Below are 16,490 nucleotides of genomic sequence, written 5' to 3' on the forward strand. Positions count from 1 at the left end.
GGGATCTGGTCAACAAGATCGACCACTTCATCTCCCATTACAACCAGTCCTGCCGACCCTTCGTCTGGACCGCCACGGCGGATTCCATCCTGGCCAAACTTCAACGATTATGTCAGCGAATTAATGGGACAGGACTCTAGGGAACAGGTTCAGTTACGCAAAGACATAAGTCCCGTAGCTGACGACTCGGTCCTTGCTGCCAGCGGTGTCTCCCGAATTGCGTAAGTCCAGCGTTCGAGCCGTAAGTCCCTTTTTGCGGGCTAAATCAAGTAAGCCGTTGACCGGTATCCGCCCGCAAGCCAATTCATAATCGACGTCTTCCGGTCGAAGGTTTTCAATGGCGACGGATGTGGGCTGGTCCATTTGTTTTGCAGTGGCGTAATTATAAGCAATGGCTCAAATCGGAGCTGATGACAATCAAGCTTTCCGGGCTGCCCCAAAGCCGTTCGAGCACTTTACTGACCTCGGATGGTGCGGCGTCGCCCGCGACCAAAGGAACCAACTTAAATTGGTCCAAAACCTCTTGCAGAAATGGCAGATGAACTTTCAGGCTATGTTCGAGTAGGTGTGCCTCATCGCGCATCTTAACGAACGGTAGATCGAGAATCTTTTCGATGACAGCATGGTTCTATAGGGCTATCGCCCAAGGGGATGGCATAACTGTCCGCGTGGCTCCGCGATATCGTGGAAGCCGACTCTATATGGGAAGGTCCCATTAATATCACGCGACTAATGACATCCCGGTCCTGTTCAGCAGGGCATGGGCACTGGTGATTGGGCCTGAATAAATGTAGCCGGCATGCGGCGCGATAATGGCCTTCAGTACTCGCCCGGTCGTGTTTGCATCCCGCAAAATTCCCTGGATCATGGCGTGAAGCTGGTGTTCGTCGGCCGGGTAGAACATTCCGGCGACGGCAGGTTGGCGTATGCTTCTCATTGTGATGTCCTCTTAGGATAGAGGCCGGCCGACTGCTAAGCGTTAACCGGCGCCCAATGAGTCTTATTGTACAAGTACGAGTTTGCTTAACGAGTGTGGTGTGAATTATGGATCCGATTATCGATGCAGCAGCGGGTTTCCCTACGCGCTACTGGCGTATGCTGGAAGATGGTCGTGTGGAATGTACGATGTGTCCCCGGTTTTGCAAGTTGCAGGCAGGACAGCGAGGGCTTTGTTTCGTCCGCGGCAATGTGGACGGCAAGATTGCATTGCTATCGTACGGGCGGTCTAGCGGCTTCTGTATCGATCCTATCGAGAAAAAGCCGCTGAATCATTTCCTTCCCGGTACGCCGGTCTTCTCGTTCGGCACGGCCGGGTGCAACTTGGCCTGCAAGTTCTGTCAGAACTGGGATATCAGCAAGTCGCGGGAGATGGATTCCTTGATGGATCAGGCTTTCCCCGAGGCCATTGCGTGGACGGCAAAAGAGCTGGGTTGCCGTAGCGTAGCTTACACTTACAACGATCCGGTGGTTTTTCATGAATACGCGGTGGATGTCGCCCGCGAATGCCGAGCGCAGGGCATCAAATCGGTCGCTGTCTCGGCCGGTTATATGTGCGCCGAACCGCGCGCTGAGTTTTACAGTGTGATGGATGCGGCCAATATAGATCTGAAGGCGTTCACCGACGAGTTTTACCGCAAGATCTGCGGCGGGCATTTGCAACCGGTGTTGGAAACGCTGCAATACATCAAGCATGAAACGCCGGTGTGGCTGGAGATAACGACCTTACTGATCCCGGGCGAGAACGATTCGGACCAGGAGCTGGAGGCTTTAACTCAATGGGTGGTCGAGAAGCTGGGGCCGGATGTTCCCCTCCATTTTTCGGCTTTTCACCCTGACTGGAAGATGATGGACAAATCCTCCACCCCGCTGGATACGTTAATACGCGCCCGACGTATTGCCGTGAAAAACGGTCTTAGGTATGTCTATGTGGGAAACGTTCACAACAAAGCCGGTGACAGCACTTATTGTCACCAATGCGGACAGTTGCTTATCGGACGTGATTGGTATGAGCTGTCGGAATGGAATTTGACGTCGCAAGGAACCTGCAATGTATGTGATACACCGTGCGCCGGTGTTTTCGACGAGAGTCCTGGCGACTGGGGAGCTAAGCGCATTCCGGTTAGTATGTACCGGCGAGCCGTTATGCGGCATTGAGCCGGACGTGAAGAATCGTTTGAGCTTGATCGGGCTTCGAGGCTCTCTTAGAGCCACTCAAATATCGCGATGATCAAGGGCAGAGTACGGTATTTTCGGGCGACTTCTGTTCGTTTGCGCCCGAATAATCCAGTGTGAAATGGAGTCCCCGGTTCTCCTTGCGCAACAAGGCCGAGCGGATGATCAGTTCGGCTACGATGACTAGGTTACGCAGCTCCAACAAATCACTAGTAACCCGAAAGTTGCCGTAGTACTCGGCAATTTCCTGTTTTAACAGCTCGACACGGCGCAGCGCCCGCTCTAAGCGCTTGTTGGTCCTGACGATGCCCACGTAGTCCCACATAAACCGGCGGATTTCATCCCAGTTATGGGCGACAACGACTTCCTCATCGGAGTCGGTGACCTTGGATTCATCCCATTCCGGCAGATCCGGAGGGGAGTGGATCTCGGGCAGCGCCTTGATAATATCCTCGGCCGCCTGCTTAGCAAATGCCAGGCACTCCAGTAGCGAATTGCTGGCCATGCGGTTGGCTCCATGGAGGCCGGTACAGGCGGTTTCTCCAACCGCATAAAGGCCCGGTACATCAGTACGTGCGTGGCGGTCGGTCCGCACGCCCCCGCAGGTATAGTGCGCGGCCGGAACGACCGGTATCGGCTGCATCGTAATATCAATGTTGAACTCCAGACACCTTGCGTAAATGGTGGGAAAGTGGCTCTTGATGAAATCGGCAGGTTTGTGGCTGATGTCCAGGTAAACGCAGTCGACGCCCAGGCGCTTCATTTCATGATCAATAGCCCGCGCCACAATATCGCGGGGGGCCAATTCTTCGCGAGGGTCGAATCGGTGTATGAAGGACGAGCCGTCCGCCAAGAGCAATTTCCCGCCTTCTCCGCGAACGGCTTCTGAAATCAGGAATGAGCGGGCATGCGGATGATAGAGACAGGTCGGGTGGAACTGAATGAATTCCATATTGGCGATGCAGGCGCCGGCCCGCCATGCCATGGCAATGCCATCTCCGGTGGCGATGTCGGGGTTGCTGGTGTATAGATAGACTTTGCTGGCGCCTCCAGTGGCTAGAACGACGACGCGAGCCCGGAATGTTTTTACTGTATTGGCATTGGTATCCAGTACATAGGCGCCCAGTACGCGGTTCTCGCCACGGCCGATCTTTTTTGTGGTAATCAGGTCGACTGCATTGTGGAATTCGAATAGGTCGATATTAGGGTGCGCGCGGACATGTTGTTCCAGCGATGTTTCCACGGCCCGTCCGGTGGCGTCGGCCGCATGGACTACACGGCGATGGGTATGTCCACCCTCCCGGGTGAGGTGAAGTTGGTGAGCGCCGTTCTCCGAGTCCATTTCAGTGAACGGAACGCCTCGTTCCAGCAGCCAATCGATACATTCCCTACCCTGCGAAACGACGAGTTGGACGATGTCCGGATCGCAAAGGCCGGCTCCGGCATTCAGCGTATCTTGTATGTGCGACTCAATCGAGTCCTCGGCATCCAGTACCGCAGAAATACCGCCCTGGGCATAGAGCGTATTAGTTTCGCTCAGGGCCGTCTTGGATAAGACGGCGACACGCGCGTGGTCGGCGATACGTAGCGCAAGGCTTAAACCGGCTGCGCCGCTGCCGATGATCAAAACGTCATGAACGGAGGATGACATGAACTAAGGGCGTTGTAGTAGTTCTGTCATCGTACTGTAAAACCATGCCGTCTAAAACAGGTGGCGTTTAATTGGGCATTGAGAAGGCACCGATACTCGCAGGGTATAGTGGGTTGGATATGAATGGGTGCTGATGGGATAACCGAAAGCAGGACTGTTGAAGGATAAGGCGAAATACGCATTGAATGGTGCTTATGAAACTACGATAATTCTTCTTGTAGAATCAAGCCAATGCAATTATGCAGCATTCCTCGGCAGTATTTCTGTCAAAGCCACGTGTCTCGCTCTTAATGAAGCTCTCTAATAAGCCATATTTTTCATCCGCTCGTTGCGTTCGAACAAAAGCCGGAGTCTTTTGGTCACGCGTGTGCCCTTTTAAATAGAGGGAAGGGTTTCCCGCAATGGGAGAGCAACTCGATGAGGAACTAGTTCGGAGGGTGCAGCGAGGCGACAAAACGGCGTTCGATATTCTCGTTCGAAAGTACCAGTACAAGATCGCGCAGCTGATCAACCGCTACATCAAGGATCCCCATGAAGCCTTGGATGTCGCTCAGGAATCCTTCATCAAGGCTTATCGGGCGCTGCCGAGTTTTCGCGGCGAGAGCGCTTTCTACACATGGTTGTACCGGATTGCGATCAATACGGCGAAGAATCATTTAGCGATGCGGTCGCGCCGTCCCTCCGAAGACGAAATCGACATCGAGGAGGCGGAACAATTCGAGTCCGCCGTACGTCTAAAAGATCAAGAAACCCCTGAGGGAGTGGTGTTAAGTGAAGAACTCGCTCAGGTTATCCAATTTGCGCTCGACGAACTGCCCGAAGAACTCCGTACGGCGATAAGCTTACGCGAGTTCGATGGTTTGAGTTACGACGAAATTGCCCAAGTAATGAATTGTCCGGTGGGGACCGTGCGTTCACGCATTTTTCGTGCGCGCGAAGCCATCGATAAGAAATTAAAATTTATACTCGGTTAGGGGACAACTCCATGTCGGATGACGATCTGAAACAAAAATTGTCATTGTTGCTTGACGGAGAATTGAGCAAGAGTGACTCGCTGGCATTGATGTCTCGCGTTGAGGGTGATGCCGAGCTTCGTAAGCAGTGGCATCGCTACCGCTTGATCAGCGAGTTGATGCGATCGGAGAAGACCTTGCTCGTTGACGATAGCTTTGTAGATCGAGTTCGGGATGCGCTGGCCAGCGAGCCTACGATTCTTGCTCCAAGATCGGGAAAACATCGCTATCGTGAAAAGGCGGTTACGGCAGCGTTAGCGGCTTCTTTGGCGATTGTGGCGGTTTTAGTCGGAAAATCCATAAGTGAATATTCTCCGGTGCGCGGTCCCGAGCTATTGGCGCAAACAGAGTTGACTGGGGCTGGTAACGCTCGTTCAGGGGGCGATCCCCAATTTCAGGATTACCTCGTTATGCACAATGAAACGGCTTATTTGGTAGGGGCTCCGGGTGTGTTGCCTTATGCCCGCCTGGTGACCTACGACTCTTCTCGCTAAATTCGAATTGATGGCTTCGCTTTTTACTCGCTCTGTGGATATGCTCCGCATACGCCGCGTTTTAGCATGGCAAATTTGTTTGATGTTGCTTGCGGCCGAGGCTTTTGGGGCAACTGCCGAACTCCGTCAGAGTGACGCTATTCGGTGGCTAATGGATATGCGTCAAGGGGTGATTCATTTGAATTATCGGGGGGTAGTGGCTTATCTCAAAGATAAACACGTCGAGAGCTTTCAGCTGTTTCATGCCTTTGCAGAGGGCATAGAGCAAGAACGGTTAGTGTCGATGAATAGCCCGCTCCGCGAAGTCGTGCGGAATGCAGAAAAGGTGGCGTGCTACTTTCCCGATACCAAGACTGTTTTTGTAGAAAACAAACCGTCAAGACGCTCGGTTTTGCTGGAATTGCCGGAGGATCTGGCGCAGCTCTCACGGCATTACGATTTCAAGCTTCTGGCGCAGGAATATGTCGCCCAACGTTTATCACAGATAATCAGTATTGAGCCGCGTGACGACTTTCGGTACGCTCGTCGGATTTGGGTGGACGTAGAATCCAAGTTGCCGCTCAAATTCGAGCTGGTTGGCGAGAATGACCAGGTGGTAGAGCAGATGATGTTCACTTCGCTGAGCATAGAAGAATCGATTCCGCGATCCGAGCTGAATGCGTCCACTAAGGTTGACACCTTCACCTGGCAGATCAATCAACGTAAGGCGCTGCCGCTTGACTCACTGAAGTGGGTGCTTGAAAACGTGCCTGACGGATTTCAGATGATTTCTTATACACGGCTGCTGCGTGCGCCGACGGAACATCCGGTGGAACATATCTTATTGAGTGATGGTTTTTCTTCTGTTTCAATTTATATTGATGAATTGGGAGGCGATGTCGTTAAGGGCCACCAGAAGAAAGTCGGCGCTATAAACGCCCATTCTCGTAAGATCGATCGCTATCTGGTTACCGTGATGGGTGAAGTGCCCGCTAGAACCGTACAGGCCATTGCAGGTGGAGTGCATCGTCAGAATGTACAAAGGCCATGATTGAGGAAGAGGCAGTCGTCTCGCACACGGAAGCCGGGCAGGTTTGGGTTGAAAAGCCGAGAAGGTCTGCCTGTGGCGGATGTTCTCAGCAGTGTGCCTCCGCTGTGGTGGGTCAGTACCTCGGAACACCGATAATTCGTTTACAGGTATTTTCCCCGATTGACGTTCACGTGGGTGATCGCGTTATGCTGGGAATTCAGGAGGACGCCATCGTAAAAGGATCCTTCTGTGCATACTTGATTCCTTTATTGGGCTTGTTTTTTGGTGCGGTATTGGGAGACATCGTCGCATCATCGTTGATACCCGCTATCTCTAATGATGGGGCCAGCGCATTCGGGGGCGTGATAGGCTTAATTTTGTCTTTTGTCTTTTTGAAATCCACCGGGGCACTTTCTCGCGGCAAACTGCACCCCGTGGTTCTCCGTAAACTTAGCTGACATCAAATCCGCTTTTAGCTTTTAAATTCATGCTTAGGTCCGTGAAGACTTGGGAGTTTCGTATGCTTAAAACCAGGTGGTTAGCCCTCGTGCTTTGTTTTTCCCTTATGGGGCTTTCGTCACAGGGAGTCCTTGCTCAGCTTCCCGACTTCACGGGCTTAGTCGAGAAAAACAGTGCGGCGGTAGTAAACATTAGTACCTCGCAAAAGGTAACCGCCACCGAGCCGCAGTTACCAGAGGGCATTGAAATACCGGAAGGGACCCCTTTCGATGATTTCTTTCGGCATTTCTTCGGGGAAGGTGGTGGCCAGCCGAGCGAAGTAAAATCCTTGGGATCGGGTTTTGTTGTCTCTCAGGATGGTTATGTCCTCACCAATCATCACGTCGTCAAGGATGCCGATGAGATCATCGTGCGACTGCAAGACCGCCGGGAATTGGTGGCTAAAGTGGTGGGGTCGGATAAGCGCAGCGACATCGCGTTACTAAAGATAGAGGCGGATCACTTGCCGGTCGTGAGAATGGGCTCGGCCGACAAGCTCAAGGTCGGCGAATGGGTGTTGGCTATCGGTTCGCCTTTCGGCTTCGATCATTCAGTCACGGCGGGCATAGTTAGTGCTAAGGGTCGCAGCCTGCCGAGCGACAACTATGTGCCCTTTATTCAAACCGACGTGGCGATCAATCCGGGTAACTCGGGTGGTCCCTTGTTCAATTTGGATGGCGAAGTGGTCGGGGTCAACTCGCAGATCTACAGCCGTACCGGCGGCTTTATGGGATTATCGTTCGCTATCCCGATTGAAGTCGCCATGCAGGTGGTTGAGCAGCTGAAATCGCAGGGCCACGTGTCGCGGGGTTGGCTAGGCGTGCAAGTGCAGGACGTCACCCGGGAGTTGGCCGAATCTTTCGGGATGAAGAAGCCGCAGGGAGCCCTGGTATCAAGAGTCTTGCCGAAGAGTCCCGCGGAGGCGGGTGGTATCCAGATCGGCGACGTCATCACCGAGTTTAATGGGCAGGAAGTCGTTGGTTCGTCGTCGCTACCGCCGATGGTGGGCATGACTAAGGTGGGCGAAACGGCAGCGGTCAAAATTATCCGCCAAGGTTCTACCCGGGATGTGAAGATCAAGATTGGCGCATTGCCCGAGGACGAGGGAGCGCTCCTGGGTGCCGAGGAGGCCCCGGGTGCCCAGACTTTCGACCGTTTGGGGCTTAGCGTATCCAATTTGACGGTGGAGCAGCGGGAACAGTTGGAAATTTCGCAGCATGGCGTGCTGGTACAGGCGGTCAATCCTGGTCCCGCTTATGATGCGGGTATACGCCGTGGTGATGTAATTCTTCGTATTCAGGATCAGATTATTAAAGACGTGAACCATTTCAACGACGTTGTGAAGGGATTGCCGAAAGGCAAATCGATTGCGGTATTGGTGCAGCGACGCGGCGGGTCATTGTTCTTGGCCATGAAGCTCAAGGATTGAGACTGTGACCGATCAGCAGCATATTCGTAACTTCTCCATCATCGCTCATATCGATCATGGCAAATCAACTCTAGCAGACCGTTTCATCCAAATTTGTGGTGGACTTAGTGACCGCGAGATGCTTAACCAGGTGCTCGACTCGATGGATATCGAGCGGGAGCGCGGCATTACCATTAAGGCCCAAAGCGTAACGCTCAACTACACGGCTAAAAACGGCGAGACTTATCAGCTCAATTTGATCGACACGCCCGGCCACGTGGATTTTTCCTACGAAGTTTCTCGATCACTGGCGGCTTGCGAGGGTGCCTTGCTTGTGGTCGATGCAGCGCAGGGGGTGGAGGCACAGAGCGTAGCGAACTGCTATACGGCGATCGAGCAGGGGTTGGAAGTGATTCCCGTGCTGAACAAAATCGACCTGCCGTCGGCGGAACCGGATCGGGTTTGCAAGGAAATCGAGGAGATCATCGGGGTACCGGCCGACGAGGCCTTAAAGATCAGCGCGAAAACCGGTCTCGGGGTGAATGATCTTCTCGAGCAATTGGTAAGCAAGGTGCCTTCGCCTAAGGGCGACACTGAAGCGCCTTTGCAAGCGCTGATCATCGACTCCTGGTTCGACAACTACCTAGGGGTTGTTTCGCTGGTGCGAGTGGTCAACGGTTCCATCTCCCGCAAGCAGAAGATTGTCATCATGTCCACGGGGAAGAGCCACTTGGTGGAAAAGCTGGGCGTCTTCACCCCCAAGACCTTAGATAAGGAGAGCCTCCAAACTGGCGAAGTGGGTTTCGTTGTGGCCGGCATCAAGGATATCTTCGGTGCGCCGGTAGGCGATACGATCACGGCAACCGATCGGCCTTGTCAGGTGCCGCTGCCAGGCTTTCAACAAGTTCAGCCGAGGGTGTTTGCGGGACTTTATCCCGTTGAATCCGACGATTACGAGAACCTCCGGGAAGCGCTGAGCAAGCTGCATCTCAACGATGCCGCGCTTCAGTACGAGCCGGAAACGTCCCAGGCCTTGGGGTTCGGCTTTCGGTGCGGGTTTCTGGGAATGCTGCACATGGAGATTATCCAAGAGCGGCTGGAGCGGGAGTATGATCTCGATTTGATTACGACGGCGCCGACCGTCGTGTACGAGGTCCTCAAAACGGATGACGAAACGATTCTGATCGACAATCCGTCCAAGTTGCCGCTGCCCAACGAAATCGCCGAAATTCGCGAACCGATTATCGAGGCCAATATTTTGGTGCCGCAGGATTATTTGGGCGCGGTGATGACGCTTTGCGTTGAAAAGCGCGGCGTACAAAAAAAGATGCAGTACATGGCCGGGCAGGTATCACTCAGCTTCGAATTGCCTCTAAGCGAGATCGTGCTGGACTTTTTTGACCGCCTTAAGTCCGTCAGCCGCGGATTCGCTTCGTTCGATTACGAGTTCAGGCGGTTTCAGGCGGCGCCTTTGGTAAAGTTGGATATTCTCATCAATGGCGAGCGAGTCGATGCGCTGTCTTTGATCGTGCACCGGGACATCAGTCAAACCCGAGGCCGAGATCTCGTCGAGCGAATGAAGGATCTTATTCCGAGACAGATGTTCGAAGTGGCTATTCAGGCCGCGATCGGCTCGAAAATTATCGCTCGATCTTCGGTAAAAGCGATGCGCAAAAACGTGCTGGCCAAGTGCTATGGCGGCGATATCACCCGTAAGAAAAAACTGCTGGAAAAGCAGAAAGCCGGCAAGAAAAGGATGAAGCAGGTGGGGAAGATTGATATTCCGCAGGAGGCGTTCCTGGCGGTTTTGCGCGTAAACAAAGATTCCTAATACGGAAAAGCAACAAAAAGACCTAGCTTATGGATTTCGATTTTTCGTTTTTTTTGGTCGTGGCAACGCTTTTGACCGGGATCATTTGGGGTGGCTACATATTGCAGCGGCGGTTGCAAGCGTCCGGAGCTAGGGTGCCGGTTAAAGAGCCGGTCGTCGTGGAATACGCTCGCTCATTTTTCCCGATCATTCTGATCGTACTCTTGCTGCGGTCGTTTTTGGTGGAACCGTTCCGTATTCCCTCGGGTTCCATGATGCCTACACTTCTCATCGGCGATTTCATTCTCGTCAACAAGTATACCTACGGTATTCGCCTTCCCGTTTTAAACACAAAAATCGTCGAGATGGGCGGACCCAAGCGGGGCGACATCGTGGTTTTTCGTTTTCCAAAAGACCCGAAGGTGGATTACATCAAGCGCATCATCGGCTTGCCGGGCGATCGCATCGCGTATTACAACAAGCAGCTTTATGTGAACGGCGAGGCTATCAAACAAACGGCTCTGGCTGAATACCAAGGTGTGGGGCAGGGTAGCGTCATGACCGGCGCACGCCTTTTGACCGAAGACTTGCAAGGGGTTAACCACGACATCCTAATTCGAGAGGGCCAGCCTTCGGTGCAGGGGGAATTCACGGTGCCCGAAGGCCAATATTTTGTCATGGGCGATAATCGGGACAACAGCAACGATAGCCGTTACTGGGGTACCGTACCGGAAAGCCATTTGGTCGGAAAAGCTTTTTTCGTTTGGATGAGTTGGGACTGGGAGAACGGCGGCATCGCATTTAATCGTCTCGGTACTATATTGAATTAGCGGTCTAGTGCCGAAACCATCCGAAAACTCCTGGAGTACGCGAAAATGGCTAATTTCCCTTCCCGGCAGAGAGGTCTGACGGTTACCGGTTTTCTATTCGTCCTGTTTTTGATCGGTTTTTTCTCGTTGCTTGTGTTAAAAATCGGGCCCGTATATCTGGAGCACTATAAGGTTGCGTCATCGCTCGAATCACTCAAGAAAGATAACGATATCGCTTCGAAATCCAGAGAAGAAATCTTGAGCCTCCTGCAGAAACGCTGGGAGATCAACATGGTCGAACGGGTAACGGCCAAAGATGTGAAGATCACTAAGCAGGGGGCTTACCTAAAAATTCAAATAACCTATGACGTAGCTGAGCATCTTTTTGGAAACGTGGATGCTTTGCTGCATTTTAACGATCTCCTTGAGGTCGGATCGAACTGATGAAAAACGTTCCTATTTTTTACTTGTCACGTTCGTACAGTGCACTCCAAACGGGGCGGAGCCGTGTAAATCGGCCGTTTCTCCGAGCTATCACTTTATCGGACGCGTCGTTACGTGCTCAACTCTTATCCCGGTGAAGTTGTGATATTGGAACCGGAAAAGATCGCAAAAAGGCTGGGCTTGAGCTTCAAGAACTCTGCCTTGGTCAGAAGAGCCTTGACCCATCGAAGCGCCGAAAGCGAGAACAATGAACGGCTGGAATTCTTGGGCGATTCCGTGCTCGGTTTTGTGATCGCGGAGAGACTTTACGACAAATTCACGGAGGCCGACGAAGGCGTGCTCAGCCGGCTACGCGCCACTCTGGTGAATCAAACCTCTTTGGCGGAATTGGCGCGTAAATTAAATTTAGGGGATTATCTGGTTTTAGGCTCGGGCGAGCTGAAAAGCGGCGGATATAGGCGCGACTCAATCTTGTCCGACGCGTTGGAAGCCGTGATTGGCGCTTTGCTTATCGATCAAGGCATAGACGCGTGCCGAGAGTGGATATTAAATCTGTTCGCCGAGCCAATAGACCGTCTTTCGTTACAGGATTGGAAAAAAGATCCGAAGACCCGCTTGCAAGAATTAATGCAAGCGCGAGGACTTGAATTGCCCACCTATACCCTTAAAACGGTCATTGGTCAGCCGCACGACCAAAGCTTTTGCGTGGAATGCCGCGTCTCACTGATCCCGGGCTCGTGCGAGGGTGTCGGCTCTTCCCGAAAAAAGGCCGAGCAGCAGGCTGCAGAGAAGATGTTGGCTGTGCTGGCCGAAGAATTGAGGCTCAAACCATGAAAGCGGGCTTTGTCGCTCTGGTCGGCCGCCCCAATGTGGGTAAATCGACCCTCCTAAACCACCTTGTCGGTCAAAAGATCAGTATTACATCCCGCCGGCCGCAGACGACGCGGCATCGCATTTGCGGCGTTAAAACCACTGCGGAAGGGCAAATTATTTTTGTCGATACTCCTGGCATTCATGCCAGCCAAAAGCGAGCGATGAATCGCTACCTCAACCGTGCGGCGATCTCCGCCCTGCTCGACGTGGATGTGATTATCTGGCTCATCGACAGGCCGACGTGGCTCTCGGAGGATGAATTGGTTCTGGATAGGATCAAGTCCGCGGGGGTGCCCGTAATCCTGGTTATCAACAAAGTCGACAGGTTCGAGGATAAGGGCGTTCTCTTGCCGTTTCTAGAGGGAGCGGCGACTCGCCACTCGTTTGCCGATTTAGTTCCGGTATCCGCTTTAAAGGGCACTAACCTGGATGTTTTGGAGCGGAAAATCATCGAGCTTTTGCCGGAAGGCGAACCGATTTATCCCGAAGATCAAATCACCGATAGGCCGGAGCGTTTTTTTGCCGCTGAGGTTATTCGGGAAAAACTGCTTCGTTCCTTGGCGCAAGAGGTGCCTCATGCGCTGACGGTGGAGATCGAGCAGTTCAAGCCCGAGGGCGGATTGACACGAATCAGTGCGGTTATTTGGGCCGAGCGTGAAGGCCAGAAGGCAATCATCATCGGCCGTAATGGCGAAGTGCTCAAAAAGGTCGGTGAGCGGGCGCGCCGCGAACTGGAACGTCTGCTTGATAGCAAGGTTTACCTAGAGCTTTGGGTCAAGGTAAAAAAAGGTTGGTCGGATGATGAGCGAGCCCTGCACAGCCTCGGCTATACCGAATGAAGCGAGCAAGAGCGCTTCTCCGGATTTCCATGGCCGTATCTCGCTACAGAACGGTTTTGTTCTCCACCGCAGAGATTATCGCGAGTCCAGCCTTCTTCTCGACGTATTCACATTGGATTTCGGTCGGATCCGGCTGTTGGCGAAAGGTGTGCGCAAAAGTAAAAAGGGATTGCTTTCGTTACTGCAGCCGTTCGTTGAATTGCGTCTCTCTTGGGCGGGAAAAGGAGAGCTGCCGGTCTTAACCGCCGTGGAATCTATAGGAACAAGCATTGAGTTGAGCAGGCTCAAGGTGTTCTGCGGATTCTATATGAATGAATTGCTCCTTAACTTTCTTCCTTCCCATGACCCTTATCCCGAAGTATTCCATCTTTATCGGAACACCCTGGGTCAGCTCGCGACAACTGATGGCGTAGAGCGGATTCTGCGGTTGTTTGAAGTTTCTCTTTTAGAAGAGACGGGATACGGCCTGTCCTTTGATCGGGAAACTGCATATGGGCAACAAATTGATCCAGCAAGAACGTATGTCTACAAGATCGAGCAAGGTCCGGTAGAGAACGACGAAGGCGTTGCGGACTCGATTAGCGGCGCTACCTTGCTTGCATTGAAACAAAAGACGCTGAACGATCCTGATGAACTCCAGGAGGCGAAACATCTGATGCGGCGAGTGATTAATTATTATCTCAATGGAAAAGCTCTTAAAAGCCGCGACTTCTTCAAGCAAATTATAAAAAGCAAACCATGAAGCCATCTCGCCCTATCTTGCTCGGAGTGAACATCGATCATATCGCCACCATACGTCAGGCTAGGCATACCAAATATCCCGAGGTGATTCAGGCGGCCTTAGTCGCGGAGCAATCGGGCGCCGACGGGATTACTGCTCATCTTCGCGAGGATCGCAGGCATATACAGGATCGAGACGTTAGGCTGCTTCGAGAGATGATTGAGACCCGCCTTAACTTGGAAATGGCAGTAACCGACGAGATGGTCGCCATCGCAAAAACGGTGAGGCCCCAAGCGTGCTGCCTGGTTCCGGAAAGACGCGAAGAATTGACTACGGAAGGTGGTCTTGATGTGGCCGGAAATTTCGAACGGATTCATGCCGCTTGCGAAGTCTTGGGCGAGGCCGGAGTGGAGGTTTCCTTATTTATTGACGCCGATCTTCGACAGATCGAAGCGGCAGTGAAAACCGGTGCTCCGGTTATCGAATTGCACACGGGTCACTATGCGGATGCGGTCTCGGACGAGGATAGGAAAGAGAAGCTTCGTCGACTGGAGCGAGCGGCCGAGCAAGCTGTCCGCAACGGTCTTAAAGTAAATGCCGGGCATGGATTGAATTACCACAATGTCGCGGAAATATGCCGAATTTCTCAGGTCGAGGAGCTAAATATCGGACATTCTATCGTTGCATGGGCGCTTTTCGCCGGTTTGGGACGGGCGGTGAGCGAGATGAAGCGGTTGATGGAGGCGGCGCGCTTATCAATTGACCCGTAAGGGTTATTCTGCCATAGTTGAAAAAGCTATTGAATCGAAGGGCCTGCGGCCTGATATAACGACAGTTTGCGATGGCTTGAGCGTCGTAGCGGAGGAGATGGGGTGTACGAGAGGTATCAGAGCGAGTCAACGACCGCGCCCGCACTGCGCGCCGAGGCTTCGGTTCGGTATCCCGTGCCGGCCGCTCGGCAGCGAAGGGCGCGAGTGCTGTTTATCCTGTTCGCGATATTCTTCGGTTCGTTTGTCCTCGTTCTATTTGATTTTTCGACTCGTCTAGAGTCCACGCTAGTCAGCCCATCGGAAGGGCACGCCAGGATCAAGGCAATCAATCAACAAATGGAGGCGCTGCAAGGCAAATTCGGCGTTCTGCTGGCGGAGTCGGTCGAAATGAGACTCAAAGCCCTTCAGCGGAACATCGAGATTGGAAAAGTCAGCTCCGCGGATATTGAAGCTTTCGAGCAGCTAAAGAACGACCTGGCGCTTTTGGAAGGCTATGCGGAACGCGCTTCAGCTAATGCCTTCGACGATACTCAGGTTGAGCATTCTCGCTTCCATAGGTTGCCCGATTCGAAAGTAATCCGTAACGAGGAACTTATGGATGAGGTTTTGCAGGTAAAGAATCTGCTTTACTTTTGCGCTGCCAGTCTCGCCACAACCACAGTTCTCATAAGTGGTTATTGGATACGGCAGCGGAGTCGCGCGTGCCGTATCCACTCGGAGGTTGCTGCTGTTCCGATGCTGGCAAAGAGGGCTGGCGGCGACTTCAACGGTTAACGCCTCTTCCGTATTTTCAAAACATTAATCATTTGATGAGCCAAGATTTCCTTGGTTTCGCCTTTTGACGTTTTCCGTTTCGATCCTGTTTTTTCCTAACCGTTTCGCACGATACATAGTGGCATCAGCCCGCTTGACGAAGGTGTCGGCCGACTCATTTGATGCGTATACGGTAACGCCGGCAGAAAAAGTCGGTAAAGCCATAGTCAGGCTGCCAGTTGAAAACGTACTTCGATGGACTTGTGCCTGGATTTTCTTGAGTGCCCATAAGGCGCCGTCCAACTCGGTATTGGGAAGCAGTATGATGAACTCTTCGCCGCCGAAACGTGCCACGTGGTCATGACGGCGAAATGTGGGCAAGATTTTTTTGGCGTAGATTCTGAGAACTTCATCGCCGGCAGCGTGACCGTAGCGATCATTGATCTCCTTGAAACCGTCGAGGTCCATCATCGCCAAGGCCAGCGGAGTATAGTAACGTTGCACGCGCCCGACCTCGTCTTCCAGCCGGTTCAGGAAGGCTCGCCGATTGGGGAGTCCGGTTAGCTCATCAGTAAGGCTTAATTGATGGACTCGTGTGAATTCCAGGTCGATCTTCCGATTGTTCGTCTCCAGCAAGTCCAGATAATTCTGGATAACGTCAATTTGTTTCGTCTGGCGTTGCTGCTCTTCTAGCAGGATATGTGTTTGTTTTAGAAGATCCTCCCGCGTCGCGCCGGTTAATATGAAATTATCCGGATGGGTCAGCATCTGAATAATATTCTTGAGTAGCTGTCCGGAATGTAGGTTGGCATCGCCCGTTTCTTTAAGGCATGCAGTCAAAGACTGGTGGATTTCCACCATCTTTACGCCTTGTCCTTCGAGAAAAGGCGTGGAGCAGTCTGAAAGAGTTGATGTTTTTTCCGGGCGCCTCCTATTTGTTTCCTTTGTCTCCAATTTTTGCTCTGTGGCCTCCGCTTCCTTGGACGATGGATCATGGTCGCCGATGATTCGGTCGGAAAAATCAAAATGAGGACGAAACAAAGATTGTTTGAGATCTTCGACGCCTTTAATTAACGTGTTCAATTCGGCTAAGGATAAAGAAGGGCTCAACAAAGTTTGGAGAAACTCGATTCGTTTCGCCAATTTTTGGTTTCTGTCCGAAATCAGTAGTTCAACATAATGGAGAAGTTGTTGAATTACGGCGCGGTACCGACTCTCCCTCGCGT

17 protein-coding genes and 2 pseudogenes are annotated in these 16,490 nt (G+C 52.5%); 15 read left to right on the forward strand and 4 right to left on the reverse strand.

The genetic code is table 11. The features are described 5' to 3' along the window. Positions 1-140 (forward strand): annotated as a pseudogene (locus VEB01_RS14095) (IS630 family transposase); the annotation flags it as partial. Positions 141-153: 13 nt separating this feature from the next. On the opposite strand, the gene amrB (VEB01_RS14100) reads toward VEB01_RS14095, so the two are convergent. After that, on the reverse strand, positions 154-363 hold the full coding sequence (gene amrB / locus VEB01_RS14100; RefSeq protein WP_324876472.1) for an AmmeMemoRadiSam system protein B: 210 nt from the start codon (positions 361-363) through the stop codon (positions 154-156). A 19-nt stretch (positions 364-382) separates the two neighbouring features. Further along, positions 383-937: pseudogene (amrB, locus tag VEB01_RS14105) on the reverse strand (AmmeMemoRadiSam system protein B). Between the two features lie 107 nt (positions 938-1,044). On the opposite strand from amrB (VEB01_RS14105), the gene amrS reads away from it, so the two are divergent. Beyond that, positions 1,045-2,154, forward strand: coding sequence for an AmmeMemoRadiSam system radical SAM enzyme (gene amrS, locus VEB01_RS14110; protein WP_324876474.1), 1,110 nt, complete (start codon positions 1,045-1,047; stop codon positions 2,152-2,154). Between the two features lie 73 nt (positions 2,155-2,227). Here the strand turns inward: amrS and nadB are convergent, their stop codons facing one another. After that, the gene (gene nadB, locus VEB01_RS14115; protein ID WP_324876476.1) at positions 2,228-3,823 is read right to left on the reverse strand and encodes an L-aspartate oxidase; all 1,596 of its coding nucleotides are present in this window, start codon (positions 3,821-3,823) and stop codon (positions 2,228-2,230) included. A 401-nt stretch (positions 3,824-4,224) separates the two neighbouring features. Here nadB and rpoE point away from each other — a divergent pair, with 401 nt between their 5' ends. The 13 genes from rpoE (at position 4,225) to VEB01_RS14180 (ending at position 15,285) form a co-directional block, all read left to right on the forward strand. Beyond that, positions 4,225-4,797 (forward strand): RNA polymerase sigma factor RpoE, encoded by a 573-nt coding sequence (rpoE, locus tag VEB01_RS14120; RefSeq protein ID WP_324876478.1) that lies wholly within the window; start codon positions 4,225-4,227, stop codon positions 4,795-4,797. Between the two features lie 11 nt (positions 4,798-4,808). Then, positions 4,809-5,330, forward strand: coding sequence for a sigma-E factor negative regulatory protein (locus VEB01_RS14125; RefSeq protein ID WP_324876480.1), 522 nt, complete (start codon positions 4,809-4,811; stop codon positions 5,328-5,330). Between the two features lie 82 nt (positions 5,331-5,412). Then, positions 5,413-6,360 (forward strand): MucB/RseB C-terminal domain-containing protein, encoded by a 948-nt coding sequence (locus VEB01_RS14130; protein ID WP_324876482.1) that lies wholly within the window; start codon positions 5,413-5,415, stop codon positions 6,358-6,360. Then, entirely contained in the window at positions 6,357-6,797 is a 441-nt protein-coding gene (locus VEB01_RS14135; protein WP_324876484.1) for a SoxR reducing system RseC family protein, read from the forward strand. The genes VEB01_RS14130 and VEB01_RS14135 overlap by 4 nt, the downstream gene beginning before the upstream one ends. 62 nt (positions 6,798-6,859) lie before the next feature. Continuing rightward, positions 6,860-8,266 carry a DegQ family serine endoprotease gene (locus tag VEB01_RS14140; protein WP_414675483.1) on the forward strand — a complete coding sequence of 469 codons (1,407 nt, stop codon included), beginning with the start codon at positions 6,860-6,862 and terminating at the stop codon, positions 8,264-8,266. 4 nt (positions 8,267-8,270) lie between these two features. Further along, complete coding sequence (gene lepA / locus VEB01_RS14145; protein ID WP_324876485.1) at positions 8,271-10,076, forward strand: translation elongation factor 4; 1,806 nt, start codon at positions 8,271-8,273, stop codon at positions 10,074-10,076. Positions 10,077-10,105: 29 nt separating this feature from the next. Further along, complete coding sequence (gene lepB, locus VEB01_RS14150) at positions 10,106-10,885, forward strand: signal peptidase I (RefSeq protein WP_324876487.1); 780 nt, start codon at positions 10,106-10,108, stop codon at positions 10,883-10,885. A 45-nt stretch (positions 10,886-10,930) separates the two neighbouring features. Continuing rightward, complete coding sequence (locus tag VEB01_RS14155; RefSeq protein WP_324876489.1) at positions 10,931-11,308, forward strand: DUF4845 domain-containing protein; 378 nt, start codon at positions 10,931-10,933, stop codon at positions 11,306-11,308. A gap of 141 nt (positions 11,309-11,449) precedes the next feature. Next, complete coding sequence (rnc, locus tag VEB01_RS14160) at positions 11,450-12,142, forward strand: ribonuclease III (protein ID WP_324876581.1); 693 nt, start codon at positions 11,450-11,452, stop codon at positions 12,140-12,142. Beyond that, positions 12,139-13,020 carry a GTPase Era gene (era, locus tag VEB01_RS14165; protein ID WP_324876491.1) on the forward strand — a complete coding sequence of 294 codons (882 nt, stop codon included), beginning with the start codon at positions 12,139-12,141 and terminating at the stop codon, positions 13,018-13,020. The genes rnc and era overlap by 4 nt, the downstream gene beginning before the upstream one ends. Then, the gene (gene recO / locus VEB01_RS14170; RefSeq protein ID WP_324876492.1) at positions 12,980-13,762 is read left to right on the forward strand and encodes a DNA repair protein RecO; all 783 of its coding nucleotides are present in this window, start codon (positions 12,980-12,982) and stop codon (positions 13,760-13,762) included. The genes era and recO overlap by 41 nt, the downstream gene beginning before the upstream one ends. Continuing rightward, positions 13,759-14,511: a pyridoxine 5'-phosphate synthase gene (gene pdxJ, locus VEB01_RS14175; RefSeq protein ID WP_324876494.1), complete on the forward strand. Its 753-nt coding sequence runs from the start codon at positions 13,759-13,761 to the stop codon at positions 14,509-14,511. Before recO ends, pdxJ begins: the two co-directional genes overlap by 4 nt. A 102-nt stretch (positions 14,512-14,613) precedes the next feature. Next, the gene (locus tag VEB01_RS14180) at positions 14,614-15,285 is read left to right on the forward strand and encodes a hypothetical protein (RefSeq protein WP_324876496.1); all 672 of its coding nucleotides are present in this window, start codon (positions 14,614-14,616) and stop codon (positions 15,283-15,285) included. Between the two features lie 24 nt (positions 15,286-15,309). Here VEB01_RS14180 and VEB01_RS14185 read toward each other — a convergent pair whose 3' ends face one another. After that, positions 15,310-16,407 carry a GGDEF domain-containing protein gene (locus tag VEB01_RS14185; RefSeq protein WP_324876498.1) on the reverse strand — a complete coding sequence of 366 codons (1,098 nt, stop codon included), beginning with the start codon at positions 16,405-16,407 and terminating at the stop codon, positions 15,310-15,312. Positions 16,408-16,490: the final 83 nt, after the last annotated feature.

Origin of the sequence: Methylocaldum sp. (assembly GCF_035627495.1) — a bacterium.
Classification (GTDB): Bacteria; Pseudomonadota; Gammaproteobacteria; order Methylococcales; family Methylococcaceae; genus Methylocaldum.

Coding starts and splice junctions, on each gene's coding strand:
- amrB (WP_324876472.1), bottom strand. CDS start 363: ATGGACCAGCCCACATCCGTCGCCATTGAAAACCTTCGACCGGAAGAC.
- amrS (WP_324876474.1), top strand. CDS start 1,045: ATGGATCCGATTATCGATGCAGCAGCGGGTTTCCCTACGCGCTACTGG.
- nadB (WP_324876476.1), bottom strand. CDS start 3,823: ATGTCATCCTCCGTTCATGACGTTTTGATCATCGGCAGCGGCGCAGCC.
- rpoE (WP_324876478.1), top strand. CDS start 4,225: ATGGGAGAGCAACTCGATGAGGAACTAGTTCGGAGGGTGCAGCGAGGC.
- VEB01_RS14125 (WP_324876480.1), top strand. CDS start 4,809: ATGTCGGATGACGATCTGAAACAAAAATTGTCATTGTTGCTTGACGGA.
- VEB01_RS14130 (WP_324876482.1), top strand. CDS start 5,413: ATGTTGCTTGCGGCCGAGGCTTTTGGGGCAACTGCCGAACTCCGTCAG.
- VEB01_RS14135 (WP_324876484.1), top strand. CDS start 6,357: ATGATTGAGGAAGAGGCAGTCGTCTCGCACACGGAAGCCGGGCAGGTT.
- VEB01_RS14140 (WP_414675483.1), top strand. CDS start 6,860: ATGCTTAAAACCAGGTGGTTAGCCCTCGTGCTTTGTTTTTCCCTTATG.
- lepB (WP_324876487.1), top strand. CDS start 10,106: ATGGATTTCGATTTTTCGTTTTTTTTGGTCGTGGCAACGCTTTTGACC.
- VEB01_RS14155 (WP_324876489.1), top strand. CDS start 10,931: ATGGCTAATTTCCCTTCCCGGCAGAGAGGTCTGACGGTTACCGGTTTT.
- era (WP_324876491.1), top strand. CDS start 12,139: ATGAAAGCGGGCTTTGTCGCTCTGGTCGGCCGCCCCAATGTGGGTAAA.
- recO (WP_324876492.1), top strand. CDS start 12,980: ATGATGAGCGAGCCCTGCACAGCCTCGGCTATACCGAATGAAGCGAGC.
- pdxJ (WP_324876494.1), top strand. CDS start 13,759: ATGAAGCCATCTCGCCCTATCTTGCTCGGAGTGAACATCGATCATATC.